Annotated in this window: 14 protein-coding genes and 1 tRNA gene; 14 read left to right on the top strand and 1 reads right to left on the bottom strand. The window is 68.2% G+C overall.

The genetic code is table 11. The annotated features are described in order from the left end of the window. Positions 1-20 precede the first annotated feature (20 nt). From DFQ15_RS02510 to DFQ15_RS02575, 14 genes are all read left to right on the top strand, one after another. Positions 21-668, top strand: coding sequence for an Lcl C-terminal domain-containing protein (locus tag DFQ15_RS02510; protein WP_146228631.1), 648 nt, complete (start codon positions 21-23; stop codon positions 666-668). A gap of 118 nt (positions 669-786) precedes the next feature. After that, positions 787-1,122, top strand: coding sequence for a hypothetical protein (locus tag DFQ15_RS02515; protein WP_110464444.1), 336 nt, complete (start codon positions 787-789; stop codon positions 1,120-1,122). Between the two features lie 15 nt (positions 1,123-1,137). After that, positions 1,138-1,536 (top strand): DUF6378 domain-containing protein, encoded by a 399-nt coding sequence (locus tag DFQ15_RS02520; protein ID WP_233504233.1) that lies wholly within the window; start codon positions 1,138-1,140, stop codon positions 1,534-1,536. 190 nt (positions 1,537-1,726) lie between these two features. After that, the gene (locus tag DFQ15_RS02525) at positions 1,727-2,158 is read left to right on the top strand and encodes a hypothetical protein (RefSeq protein ID WP_146228632.1); all 432 of its coding nucleotides are present in this window, start codon (positions 1,727-1,729) and stop codon (positions 2,156-2,158) included. A gap of 50 nt (positions 2,159-2,208) precedes the next feature. Continuing rightward, positions 2,209-2,901, top strand: coding sequence for a hypothetical protein (locus tag DFQ15_RS02530; protein ID WP_374940993.1), 693 nt, complete (start codon positions 2,209-2,211; stop codon positions 2,899-2,901). Further along, the gene (locus DFQ15_RS02535) at positions 2,898-3,395 is read left to right on the top strand and encodes a hypothetical protein (RefSeq protein ID WP_110464447.1); all 498 of its coding nucleotides are present in this window, start codon (positions 2,898-2,900) and stop codon (positions 3,393-3,395) included. Before DFQ15_RS02530 ends, DFQ15_RS02535 begins: the two co-directional genes overlap by 4 nt. Beyond that, the gene (locus tag DFQ15_RS02540; protein WP_110464448.1) at positions 3,392-5,644 is read left to right on the top strand and encodes a DNA cytosine methyltransferase; all 2,253 of its coding nucleotides are present in this window, start codon (positions 3,392-3,394) and stop codon (positions 5,642-5,644) included. The genes DFQ15_RS02535 and DFQ15_RS02540 overlap by 4 nt, the downstream gene beginning before the upstream one ends. Then, complete coding sequence (locus DFQ15_RS02545; protein ID WP_110464449.1) at positions 5,641-6,885, top strand: DNA-methyltransferase; 1,245 nt, start codon at positions 5,641-5,643, stop codon at positions 6,883-6,885. The genes DFQ15_RS02540 and DFQ15_RS02545 overlap by 4 nt, the downstream gene beginning before the upstream one ends. Further along, a complete protein-coding gene (locus tag DFQ15_RS02550) occupies positions 6,882-7,064 on the top strand; it encodes a hypothetical protein (RefSeq protein ID WP_110464450.1) in 183 nt (60 codons plus the stop codon). Before DFQ15_RS02545 ends, DFQ15_RS02550 begins: the two co-directional genes overlap by 4 nt. Further along, complete coding sequence (locus DFQ15_RS02555) at positions 7,061-7,942, top strand: hypothetical protein (protein WP_146228633.1); 882 nt, start codon at positions 7,061-7,063, stop codon at positions 7,940-7,942. The genes DFQ15_RS02550 and DFQ15_RS02555 overlap by 4 nt, the downstream gene beginning before the upstream one ends. Beyond that, complete coding sequence (locus DFQ15_RS02560; RefSeq protein ID WP_110464452.1) at positions 7,939-8,493, top strand: hypothetical protein; 555 nt, start codon at positions 7,939-7,941, stop codon at positions 8,491-8,493. The genes DFQ15_RS02555 and DFQ15_RS02560 overlap by 4 nt, the downstream gene beginning before the upstream one ends. 2 nt (positions 8,494-8,495) lie before the next feature. Then, entirely contained in the window at positions 8,496-8,741 is a 246-nt protein-coding gene (locus DFQ15_RS02565) for a DUF4224 domain-containing protein (protein WP_233504234.1), read from the top strand. Further along, positions 8,734-9,756 (top strand): tyrosine-type recombinase/integrase, encoded by a 1,023-nt coding sequence (locus DFQ15_RS02570; RefSeq protein WP_233504235.1) that lies wholly within the window; start codon positions 8,734-8,736, stop codon positions 9,754-9,756. The genes DFQ15_RS02565 and DFQ15_RS02570 overlap by 8 nt, the downstream gene beginning before the upstream one ends. Positions 9,757-9,852: 96 nt before the next feature. After that, a tRNA-Arg gene (locus DFQ15_RS02575) sits at positions 9,853-9,929 on the top strand. A 339-nt stretch (positions 9,930-10,268) separates the two neighbouring features. On the opposite strand, the gene ppc is transcribed toward DFQ15_RS02575, so the two are convergent. After that, positions 10,269-13,112: a phosphoenolpyruvate carboxylase gene (ppc, locus tag DFQ15_RS02580; RefSeq protein ID WP_233504236.1), complete on the bottom strand. Its 2,844-nt coding sequence runs from the start codon at positions 13,110-13,112 to the stop codon at positions 10,269-10,271. Positions 13,113-13,174: the final 62 nt, after the last annotated feature.

Consider the following 13,174-nt stretch of genomic DNA (forward strand, 5'->3'; position numbering starts at 1 on the left):
ACCACCAACAGGAGTCCGCCATGCTTGCCCAAAACCTCACCCTGCACCTGCACCAGCCGATTTCGGCAGCCGAATTCGGCACGCTGCTCACCACACTGGACAGCCAGCCCGTGCTGGGCCAAGCCGCACAGTTCGCCCAGGCTGCGGCCGGCGCTGACGCTACCGCAATCCTGCACAACTTGCCTTCGCTGGACAGCTTTCCACCCGCCATCGGCCAGCACTGGCCCGCCCAGGGCGGCACCTACGCCGGCATCCTGCGCGGCATCGACGGCGAGCCTGATTGCGCCCTGATCGTCGCCCCGGCCGCCGGGGGCGAAACCACCTGCACCTGGGGCCCGCGCGACACCGATGCCGGCGAAACCAGCGACATCGACGGCCGCGCCAACACCCTCCTGCTGGCCGGCTTGGCAGAAGCCTACCCCGCCGCCCGCTGGGCGCTGCGCCTGCGGCTGGACGGCTTCGAAGACTGGTACATGCCTGCCCGGCGCGAACTGCAGCTGATCGCAGCCAACGCGCCGGAGGCGATGGACCCAAAGCCGTACTACTGGAGCAGCACGCAGTACTCGCGCCACTACGCGTGGTTGCAGGACTTCGAGAACGGCACCTCCAACAACTACGGCAAGGGCAACGAGTGCCGGGCCCGTGCCGTCCGCAGGATTCAACTTTAGGCCTTCTGACCTTCAGCCCTTCAAGGTTCCGCATGCGCCCGCCCGCCCCCTCTCTGCGCCCCTCGGCCCGCCGGCCGAAGGCCGGTCGCGCGCGATTTTTTTTGCGGGGCACCGCGCCATGAACGCCGGCAGCCAGCAGCTGCACCTGACCCGCCCGGTGTACGAAGTGCGGCACGAGCACAAGCGCGGCTTCCAGGCCCAGCTGATCGAGCGCACCGGGCGGCTCTCGTACGGCGCCCGCATCGAGGCCATCTTCGCCACCGAAGAGGCTGTCGCCTTCATCGACGCGCACCGCGCCGAGCTGAAGAGCGGCACCACGCTGCAGGACCTCGACCTGGTCGACATCCACGCCCACAACGACGTGCTGCGCGGCTATGTCGCCGGCACGCCCCGCATCGCCCCACCGCGGCACGCCGCCGCTCCCGCCAACCCACCGCAGGCCGAGCCTGCTTAACCAGCCGCCACCGCCATGACCAAACCCACCCGCATCCGCGCCGTTTCCACCGCCCGCGCCGCCGCAGCCTCCCCGAGCCAACCCGCTTCGCCACCTGCCAAGGTCGAGGCGTTCGACTTCCTGATGCAGGCCGCCACCCTGATCAACCAGCGCGGCGAAGAGCGCGACACCCACCCGGAGGGCGGCGCAGCGGCGCAAGAGCGCAGCATGGCCGCCACCGTGGCCGCGTTCAACGCCATCCACGGCACAGCCCTCACCGAGCGCCAGGGCTGGATGTTCATGGTGCTGCTGAAAATCACCCGCGCCCAGACCAGCGCTGTCAACGGCAAGCCCAACCCCGACGACTACTTCGACGGCGCGGCCTACATGGCACTGGGCGGCGAATCGGTCGGCTTCACCACGGGTGCCGCATGAGCGCCTGGATCCACACAGCCACCGGCCAGCAGTTCCACCTGGGCGGCATCGGAAGCTCGGTCAACCGCATCGACCTGCACGACATCGCCCACGCGCTGGCGCAGATCAACCGCTTCACCGGCCACGCCACCCGGCCCTACAGCGTGGCCGAGCACAGCCTGCTGTGCGCCGACATCGCCGAGCGCATGCAGTGCACCCCGGCCGTCCAGCGCACAGCGCTGCTGCACGACGCCCACGAGCCTACACCGGCGACTGCAGCAGCCCGGCCAAGCAGGTGCTGGGCGCGGCCTGGGCCGACTACGAGGGCGCGCATGCCCTGGCGGTGCGCAAGCACTTCCGCATCAACCACATCTTTGCGGGCTGCCGCCCGGCGCTGCACGCGATCGACCTGGTGGCGCTGGCCACCGAGCGCCGAGACCTGATGGCCTGGAGTGCCGACACGCACCCCGCCTGGGAGGTGCTGGACATGCCCGGCCGCGTGGTGCCGCCGGCCGACTGGATCAACCTGCAGAGCCTGAAGCGCGAGCACAAGGACTGGACCGAGTGGCGCGACGAGTTCCTGGAGCGGTACCACGCGCTGGGCATGGCGGTCGAGCAATGGTCAAAGGAGAACATGCAGTGAGCGGCTCACCTACCTACGGCCGCGAGCGGCCCATCCTCTTCTCTGCACCGATGGTACGGGCGCTGCTGGACAACAGCAAAACGCAGACGCGGCGCGTGTGCAAGCCAGCGCAGGACCGCAGGCTGTCCTTCGTGGTAGAGGTTCCCGATCCACAGGAGCGCGGGCAGGTCTACAACGGCTCACACTTTGGCGACGAAGAGGGCGAGTTTCAGTTTGCATGTCCGTACGGTGGACGAGGGGACCGCCTTTGGGTGCGCGAGTCGTTTGCCATTGAGCACTGCGTCGAGCCTTATCAGCGGCCGCCGCACTCAGATGGCCGGCCGATCCTTCATCGGCCCACCGACGACATTGACTGCCTCCACCCGCTGTGGAAGCAGGCGCACTACCGCGCAACCGATCCGGCGCCCGAGTTGCTTTACGAGCAAGCGCCAACCGGCGGCCGGGAGAAGGAGATTGGCGTTCGCTGGAAGCCATCCATCCACATGCCCCGTTGGGCCAGCCGCATCCTGCTGGAGCTCACCGACGTGCGCGTAGAGCGGCTGCAGGACATCAGCGAGGCCGACGCAATCGCAGAAGGCTGCGCAACCGGATGCATGACGCCGACAGTCAATGACAGCGGCAGCGCGATCTACGGCCCGGGCGGTTATGCGCTGCTATGGGAGTCGATCCATGGCGCCGGCTCTTGGGCCGCCAACCCCTGGGTGTGGGCCGTCTCGTTCCGCCGGCTGGAGGTGACCCAATGAACCGCGCCCAACGCCGCGCCGCCGGTCACCGCCGCGCGCCCAACCGCAACCAACTCCGCGCCGACCCTACCGCCGCTTTCGCCGCGATCGGCGCTTGCCTGGAGATCGAACCGGCCAGCGCCGACCACCTGCTGATCGTCGCCCGCAGCGCCTTCCGCGACATGGCGGCCGGCAGCACCGACCCGCAGCTGTTCGACGCGCTGGGCATGCAGCCGAACGTGGGCCTGATCCGCGCCGAGAGCATTGCGCCCGAGCTGGTGCAGCTGCTGATGGCCGCAGCGGACGCCATGCGCGAGGCCGACGACATCTACGGCCGCCACAACCGCTACGGCTTCACCGGCCCCGGCCTGCAGGCCATGGCGACCGGGCTGGACGCCTACGAGGCGATTCTGCGCGCCAGCACGCCGGCGCAGATGCGCACCGCCACCAAGGAAATGATCCGCCGCATGCAGCAGCAGCTGGCCGCGGCGGCAAAGGGAGCCGCAACGGCATGAAACGCGACGACTTCACCCTGCACCTCGGCTTCCGCGACGAGCTGATCATCGACAACTTCGCCGGCGGCGGCGGCACGTCGACGGGCCTGGAGGCCGCCTTCGGCCGCCCGGTCGACATCGCCATCAACCACGACCCCGAGGCGCTGGCGATGCACGCGATCAACCACCCGCACACCCGGCACCTGCTGGAGAGCGTGTGGGACGTGGATCCGATCAAGGTCACCGGCAACCAGCCGGTGGGCCTGGTCTGGCTGTCGCCCGACTGCAAGCACTTCAGCAAGGCCAAGGGCGGCACGCCGGTGGCCAAGCACATCCGCGGCCTGGCCTGGGTGGGCATGCGCTGGATCGCGCTGTGCAAGCCGCGTGTGCTGATGCTGGAGAACGTCGAGGAATTCCAGACCTGGGGCCCGGTGCTGGTGGGCGCCGATGGCCTGTGCCGGCCAGACCCTGCCCGCAAGGGCAAGACCTTCGAGTCGTTCGTGCGCCAGCTGCGCGCCCACGGCTACACCGTGGACTGGAAGGAGCTGCGGGCCTGCGACCAGGGCGCCCCGACGATCCGCAAGCGCCTTTTCCTGATCGCTCGGCGCGACGGACTGCCGATCCTCTGGCCCGAGACGACCCACGGCGACCCGACCAGCCCGGCCGCCATCGCCCGCAAGCTCACGCCCTGGCGCACCGCGGCCGAGTGCATCGACTTCAGCCTGCCGGCGGTGAGCATCTTCGACCGGAAGAAGGCACTGGCGACGAACACCCAGCGCCGGGTGGCGAAGGGCCTGTGGCGGCATGTGCTGGCGAGCGCCAAGCCGTTCATCGTCGGCGTCGGCGGCCGCATGGGCCAGTCGCCGGAGCGCACGGTGAATGCACCGCTGCAGACGATCACCAGCAAGGCCGATGCCTGCGTGGCCCAGCCGGTGCTGGCGCCGTTCCTGAACGAGCACGCCAACGCCAGCAACCAGCGCACCATGGCGGCCGACGAGCCGCTGCGCACGGTCTGCGCCCAGGTCAAGGGTGGGCACTTCTCGGTGGTCGCCACGCACATCACGAAGTTCAACACCGGCAGTGTTGGCTCCGCGATGGATGCCCCGCTGTCGACGGTGACCGCCGGCGGCACGCCGAAGCGGCCCAGCACCGGCATCACGCAGGGCGTGGTGGGCGCCGCCCTGGCGCCGCTGCGCGGCACCTCCGAGGCGCACCTGGGCGGGCACGATGTGCAGGCGCCGCTGTCCACGGTGTCGGCCGGCGGCACGCACCATGCGCTGCTGGGCGCCAGCCTGGTGACCGTGGGGTACGGCGAACGCCCAGGGCAGCAGCCGCGCGTGCCGGACATCGAGGCACCCATGGGAACCGTGGTGGCCGGCGGTGTGAAGCACTACCTGGCCGCCGCCCACCTCACCCACCTGACCCACCACGGCGACCGGCCGGGGCTGACGCCCGACGCGCCCCTGCCGACGATCACCGGCGCGCACCGCGGCGAGCAGGCGCTGGTGGCGGCCCACCTGGTGGACATGGGCCACGGCGAGGGCAAGGACGGCACGAAGCGATTCAGCCACGGGGTGCGCAGCCTGGAGGTGCCTTTGAACACGGTGACCGCCAGCGGGGCCACCAGCGCCCTGTCGGCGGCTTACTTCGAGCAGGCGAACGGCGGCTTCTACGACGGCCACGGCCGGCCGGCGGATGCGCCCATGTCCACCATCACCGCCGCGGGCAGCAACCAACAGCTGGTGACCGCCTACTGCGTGAAGTACTACAGCAGCGGCGGCCAGTGGCAGGGTCTGGCCGAGCCGATGCACACCGTGCCGACGAAGGGCCGTATGGGGCTGGTGCAGGTGGCGCAGGTGTCGGCCGACTGCCTGGCGCCCGAGCACCGGGCCCGGGCCGCTCAGTGCGCCGCGCTGCTGCACGACCATCTGCCCGAGCACTTCCCGACGCCGGCCGACCTGGTGCTGGCCTGGCAGAACGGCCAGTGGTGGGTGCTGGTGGACATCACCCTGCGGATGCTGAAGCCGGTGGAGCTGTTCCAGGCCCAGGGCTTCCCGCGCGGCTACGTGATCCACGAGATACCCGACCCGGCGCTGCTGTTCAAGGACGGCGTGCAGGCGGCCGACCCGCTGGCGGTGCCGCGCATTCCGCTGTCCATTACCGCCCAGGTACGGATGTGCGGCAACAGCGTGAGCCCGGTGCAGTCGGAGGCGCTGGTGCGGGCGAATTTCGGGCACGAAGCGCTGATGCGAGGGAGGGCCGCGGCATGAATTTCGAGCTGCACCGCGGCGACAACCTCGCCGCGCTTCTCACCATGGCTGACGCAAGCGTCGATGCCGTCGTGACAGACCCACCCTACGGCCTGAGCCACGAGCCGGACATGGCCGAGGTGCTACGCCACTGGCTGGCTGGCGACGACTACCAGCACCGCGGCGGCGGCTTCATGGGCAAAGCGTGGGATTCGTTCGTGCCGGGGCCCTCCATCTGGCGGGAGTGCCTGCGCGTGTTGAAGCCCGGCGGCCACCTCATGTCTTTCTTCGGATCACGCACCTACGACATGGGGGTGTTGGCCATTCGTCTGGCCGGCTTTGAGGTTCGCGATCAGATCATGTGGGTATACGGGTCCGGCTTTCCAAAGTCGAGCAATCAGGGGGGCGATTGGGAGGGGTGGGGAACCGCGTTAAAGCCGGCACACGAGCCCATTTGCATGGCACGTAAGCCGCTGGTCGGCACCGTGGCAGCGAATCTGATCCAGCACGCCACTGGCGCCCTGAACATAGACGCCTGCCGCATCGACGGGGAGCCCATGGCGCCGAACACCGGCGCGGGGGGCATTCCGGCCAGGCACAACGACGGCGAACTGCGGCCGGCCGGCGTGGTGACCCAGCCGCATGCGCTCGGCCGCTGGCCCGCCAACCTGATCCACGACGGCAGCGACGAGGTGCGTGCCGCCTTCCCAGACTCGAACGGCCAGCAGGGCGATCTCAAGAATCACGGGTCCGCGCGCCAAAGCCCAAACGGAATTTTCGGGGGCATGCGACCTGCGCTCGACCACCCTGCGCGAGTCGAAAGTGATAAATCCGCAGCGCGATTCTTCTATTGCGCCAAGCCCAGCAGGACCGACCGCAACGAGGGATGCGACGAGCTGCCGCAGCGCGCGGGCGGCATGGTCAGCAACACCAGCGGCCAGCACATGACCCGCCGCGACGGTTACGAGCCGGCGGCCGTCGGCAACCATCACCCGACCGTCAAGCCCACCGACCTGATGGCCTACCTGTGCCGGCTGGTGACGCCGCCGGGCGGTCTGGTGCTGGACCCGTTCATGGGGAGTGGCAGCACCGGCAAGGCATGCATGCGCGAGGGCTTCCGCTTTATCGGCTGCGAGCAAGAGCAAGAGTACTTGGCGATCGCGCGCGCCCGGATCGAAGCGGAGCACTGCAAAGCGATTGAGCGAATGGCTGCGGCGGCACGCAGGCCCGTAGTTCGCGACCTGTTTTCGGAGGCCGCATGACCCGCAAAACCATCCGCGAGCAGCTGACCGCCGCGGTGCCGGCCCAGCTGGCCCGCCTCACCTACCGCCTGGAGCCGCCGTACGGCAAACCCCGCCAGGGCGAATACCTCATCACCGAGCAGCAGTGGCTCGACATCGTCAAGGGCCTGGAATCGGCCACAAAGGAGCAGCGCGCATGAACCAAATTTCCAACACATCGAACACGATCCAGGCCGAGGCAACATCAGATCAACCCTCGCCAACTTCAGGCATGAACATGGCCCAGCGCATCCAGCACGTCGGCGGTCGCAACCCTCCCGGCAGCACCTACGTCGAGTTCGGCAGCATCCAGGCCGTCGAGGCCCTTGTGGCGCAGGTGCTGCGCGACCAAAAGCAGGCCGAGCACCAAATCATCGAAGCTTTCCTGGAGCGAACCGGCCAGTACGTGACGAACGACGCCACCCGCAAGGCGGCCATTGCCGACGCTGTGGCGCAGGCGCTTTCCCCAAAGCGGGGCACGGACGCCCAGATCGTGTTTGAGCGGGAGCTGACCTGCGCCGCCATCGACGGAGCCATGGCTTTCGGGTACCGGGGCGGGCCAGCACCGGCGGGCGATTCCCAGTGGCTGCTGCCTTTCTACAAGGTCGGCGCCGATCAAGCCCGCCTGGAGCGCACCGGCCAGGCCGTCACCAACGATGCGCGAACTGACGCAGCCCGCCTTGATGGTCTGAAAGCCGGGTGGAACTTCGCTATCGCCGGCCAGGATGCGAAGTACGACGCCGCTGTGCTTGCCCTGGGCGATTCAGTAACGACCTTGCGAAAAGAGGCCCGCGCCACCCCGCCCGAGGCGGCGACTGCGGAGGCTGCCGGGAAGGCGCCAGCCAGCGTGCCGAGAGACGTGCTGCAGCAGGCGCTGGATGCTCTCACCATCCTGGACGCGCGACCCAGCCCCATGTGCCGAGATTGTGCAGACTGCAGAGGGCCAACATGCCCAAGCTCTGGCCTTCCTTGCGACATGGACAGATTGCTGAACCAACTACGCGCCGCCCTGGCCGCCCAACCCCGGAGCACGACATGAGCGGCGATACGACAGAGGCGATGCGGGCTGCGCGCGAGGCGCTGGCGTGGTATCGCGACCAGGTGCTGGCGATCACACTGGTGGTTGCCGCTGGCGACACGAAGCGCGCCGCCGACCTAATTCGGGCGCTGGGTGAAGACGCCGGCAATCGCGCCATCGACGGCATGCTTCTCCTGGAAGCCTCCCCAGCAGTGACCGACAGCACCCACACGGGGACGGTGCTGGAGGCCCTGAAAAACTACCGCTGCCAACATTTTGCGGACGAGGATGGCGGACTGCCCCTTGTGGATGCAATCGCTGCCGCGCTTGGGGATCGCAGCATTGGCCGCGCCCAGGAGGAGCTTGAGCTGCTGGCCGACCATCTGCTGGACGACGCACGCGCCGCGCTGCGCCAGGCTGCCGACCTGCTGGAAGCCGCCGATGATGGCTTGATGGGGCGCGGCATATCGGCCGATGTCGCCATCGCCTTCATGAACGCCCAGCTCGCACTACAACCAAACCACGAATCGCCCGCGAATTCCAAGCCGGGTTGTACTGGGGGTGGCGGATGAGCATGTTCCTCAATGCCGAAGAGGTCGCAGAACTCACAGGCATCTCGCGCGGCAAGCACGGCCGAACCTGCGGCGAGGTGCAGGCGGCTCAACTGTCCGCCATGAAGATCCCGTACTACCGCAACGCGACAGGCCGGCCCGTGGTTGCCCGCGCGGTGGTCGAGGGAGCTGCGCTCGCCCAGGCCGCCACGACCAACGACGAATGGATGCCAGATGTAATGCGAGGGCTCCGGCAAGCCCATGGTTAAAGCAAACATGCCCGGCCTGCGGGCCCGCCCGCAGAAATCCGGGATCATTTACTACTACTTCGACGCTGGCGGAAAGCCCCGCAAGGAGATTCCGCTGGGGTCCGACTACGTCCTGGCCGTCCGGAAGTGGGCAGAGCTCACCCAGGCGCAGGCATCGGCCGTGCAGGTGGTCGACTTCCTGCAGCTGGCCGACCGCTACGAGCGCGACGAGATGCCGCTGAAGGCTAAGAGCACCCAGGCCACGCAGCTGAGCGACCTGCGCCACCTGCGCGAGTTTTTCGGCAAGCCGCCTGCGCCGCTGGACAACATCCGCCCTATGCACATCCGCGGCCTGCTGGACTGGAAGAAGACCCAACCCACCACCGCGAACCGGCTCAAGCGCCTGTTCTCCCACATGTTCAACAAGGCGCGGGAGTGGGGATATACGCACGCGGAGAACCCTGCTACAGGCGTGCGTGGCTTCGAGCTGGCCCAGCGCGGCGTTTACATCACGGACGCGGTGTTTAAGGCGGTGTGGGAGGCTGGTGGCGAGCCGCTGCGCGACACGATGGACCTGGGCTACCTTACGGGCCAGCGACCTGGCGACGTGCTCCGGATGACCACCCACGACATCGTGGAAGGTATGCTGCTGGTGGATCAGGGGAAGACCGGCGCGCGGCGCCGGATTCGAGTGGAAGGTCAGCTGGCCGAGCTACTCGCGCGCATCGAGGCACGCAAGGCTGGGCACAAGGTGCACTGCAGCCATCTGGCGGTCAACACCCGCGGAATGCCGCTCACTGCGGCCGTGCTGCGTAAAGCGTTCGTAGCTGCCAGGGACGCGGCTGCCGCCGCCAATCCTATGCTGCGTGCAGAGATTCAGGCATTTTGGTTCTATGACCTTCGGGCGAAAGCTGCAGACGATGTTTCGGATCGGGATGGAGGCCAAGCCGCAGCCGATCTGCTCGGGCATGACGATGTGCGGACCACGAGTCGGCACTATCTACGCAGGGGGAAAGTGGTTGGTCCGACCCGGTAAGCGGCGGGTATCATCGGACCATCGCATGAAGCAATTTGCGGAGCGCTCCGCATAGGCGCTTAAAAACGATAGCAAGAAACCCTTGCTGAACAACATCTGCCCGTAGCTCAGTTGGATAGAGCATCAGCCTTCTAAGCTGAATGTCACAGGTTCGATCCCTGTCGGGCAGGCCAATCTCTCCTATCGGGTGAAGTGCATCGACACAGTGGGCCATACGAAGGTGGCCGCCATCAGGAACCGGGGATGCGCCAGAAAATGAACGCTCATGCGGGACGAACGGCGGCTCGACGGCGGCATCGGGGCGACTACGGCACGGTTGCCCTTGGTGCCGTCATGGTCTGCTGGTGTTGCCGAAGTGTTCATGACATCTCGCTTTGAAAGTGGATGATGTCACTCTGGATTTCGAGCCGGGAGCCGCATCTCAGCAGACACGGCGTCTTGCTGTGGGAAAGCACCGACAGGGCGTGCAGCCCGGCGGCACCGGCTTGTAGGCCCTTCGCCCATCGCTCCCTTCAACCAGTGTTGCGCAATCCCGCAGCGATGCCGTTGATCGAGATATGGATGCCGGTCTGCACCCGCTCGTCCCCCTGCCCCGCCCTGTAGCGGCGCAGCAGCTCGACCTGCAGGTGATGCAACGGATCGATGTAGGGAAAGCGGTGGCGGATCGAACGGGCCAGGGAGCTGTTGTGCGTCAGCCGCTGGCGGTCGCCGGTGATCTGCGACAGCGCGTCGGCGGTACGCTGCCATTCGGCTTCGATCTGCGAGAAGATCTTCCTGCGCAGCCGGGCATCGGCGACCAGTTCGGCGTAGCGCGACGCGAGCGCCATGTCGCTCTTGGCGAGCACCATGTCCATGTTGGACAGCAGGGTGCGGAAGAACGGCCACTGGCGGTACATCTTCTGCAGCAACGCGAGCCGCGCGGCCCGCTGGGTCTTCGCAGCCGCGGCCGGCACCCCGTCGGCCGCGCCCAGGAACGCCACGACCGCCGATCCGAATCCGTACCAGCCCGGCAGCGTCAGCCGGCACTGGCCCCAGCTGAAGCCCCACGGGATCGCCCGCAGGTCCTCGATCTGCTGGCTGGCCTTGCGCGAGGCGGGGCGCGATCCGATGTTGAGCTCCGCGATCTCCCGGATCGGGGTGGAGCCGAAGAAGTATTCGGTGAAGCCCGGTGTTTCGTAGACCAGCGCGCGGTAGGCCGCCATGCTGGCCGACGACAGTTCGGCCGCGGCCTGCAGGAAGGCCTTGGTGGCGGGCTTGGTCGGCTGCAACAGCGTCGCCTCCAGCGTGGCGGCCACCAGCGTCTCCAGGTTGCGACGGCCGATCTCGGGGTTGGCGTATTTGGAGCCGATCACCTCGCCCTGCTCGGTCAGCCGGAGCTGGCCGCGCACCGTGCCGGGCGGCTGCGCCAGGATCGCCTGGTAGCTCGGGCCGCCACCGCGGCCCACGGTGCCGCCGCGGCCGTGGAACATGCGCAGCTGGATGCGGTGCGAAATAGCGAGCTGGTCGAACAGCTCCACCAGCGCGATCTCGGCGCGGTACAGCTCCCAGTTGCTGGTGAAGATGCCGCCGTCCTTGTTGCTGTCGGAGTAGCCGAGCATGATGTCCTGCTCGGCGCCGCTGCGCTGCACCAGCGCGGCGATGCCCGGCAGCGCGTAGAAGTCGCGCATGATCGGTGCCGCGTTGCGCAGGTCGTCGATCGTCTCGAAGAGCGGCACCACGATCAGCCCGGCGACCGCCGCCGCGTCCAGACTGCCGCGCAGCAGGCCCACCTCCTTCTGCAGCAGCAGCACCTCGAGCAGGTCGCTCACCGTCTCGGTGTGGCTGATGATGTAGTGCTTGATCGCCTGCGCGCCGTAGCGCTCGCGCATGGTGCAGGCGGCTTCGAAGATCGCGATCTCGCTCTGCGCCAGCGGCGAGTATTCGGCGCCCACCACCCGCAGCGGCCGGGCGTCGCTCAGCAGACGCAGCAGCAGCGCCTGCCGGCTCGCTTCTTCGAGCGTCGCATAGCCGGGCTCGACCCGCGCGATGGCAAGCAGTTCGGCGACCACCGCCTCGTGCTTGTCCGAACTCTGGCGCAGATCGACCGTCGCCAGGTGGAAGCCGAAGACCTCGGCGGCGCGCAGCAGCGGCCGCAAGCGCTGCATCGCCAGGGCTTCTCCGTGGTGGGTGGCGAGCGACGCCTCGATGACCCGCAGGTCGGCCAGGAACTCTTCGGCACGCGGATACGGGTTCTGCGGCGCGACCGCATGGCGGGCCGCTTCGCCGCCGGTGAGCGTCTTGAGCGTCGCGGCCAATCGGGCATAGATGCCGGTCAGCGCGCGGCGGTACGGTTCGTCCTGCCGGTGTTCGCTCGGGTCGGGCGAGCGCTCGGCCAGCGCCTGCATCGACGGCGCCACGCCCACCAGCCGCGCCGACATCGACAGCTCGCCTCCCAGGTAATGCACCTCGGTGAGGAAGTGCCGCAGCGCCACCTCGGACTGGCGGCGCAGCGCGTATTCCAGCGTATCGGCGCTCACGTTGGGATTACCGTCGCGGTCGCCACCGATCCACTGGCCCATGCGGAAGAAGCTCGCGACCGGCTGGGCGCCCAGTTCCCGCTCCAGGCCGGCGTAGAGCTTGGGTATCTCGCGCAGGAATGTCGCTTCGTAGTAGCTCAGCGCGTTCTCGATCTCGTCGGCCACGGTGAGCTTGCTGTAGCGCAGCAGCCGGGTGTGCCAGAGCTGCATCACCCGGGCGCGCAGCTGGGTTTCGTTGGCGGCCATTTCGCGCGGCGTCAGCGCGTCCTTGGCGCCGCCGTGGTATTCGCCGCGGGCCTTGATGTCGTCGCGCGCGGTCAGCAACTGCGCGATGCCGCGCTCGGCGTCGAGGATGCTCTTGCGCTGCACCTCGGTCGGGTGGGCGGTGAGCACCGGCGACACGTAGCTCGAGGCCAGCGTCTGTGCGATCGCCCTGGGCGAGATGCCGGCCCAGCGCAGCCGGGCCATCGCGACCTCGACGCTGCCCTCCTGCGTGTCGCCCGCCCGTTCGTGGATCGTGCGGCGGCGGATGTAGTGCCGGTCCTCGGCGAGGTTGGCCAGATGGCTGAAGTAGGTGAAGGCCCGAATCACCCGCACCGTCTGGTCGCCGGTGAGCGACTTGAGCAGCTTCTTCAGCGCCCGGTCGGCCTCCTGGTCGGCGTCGCGGCGGAACGCGACCGAGAGCTTGCGCACCTGCTCGACCTGCTCGTACGCGGCCACGCCGTCCTGCTCGCGGATCACGTCGCCGAGTATGCGCCCCAGGAGCCGGATATCGTCGACCAGCGGCTGCTCGGCGGTCTTGCGGCGGCGCACGCCGGTCTCTCGTTCGGGCGGGTTCATGGCCATGGTCCGTGGTGGGCTGAAGGGGCGTGGCGATCCACCGCCGCATGCTAGCATCACCG

The organism is Xylophilus ampelinus (assembly GCF_003217575.1).
Lineage (GTDB): Bacteria > Pseudomonadota > Gammaproteobacteria > Burkholderiales > Burkholderiaceae_C > Xylophilus > Xylophilus ampelinus.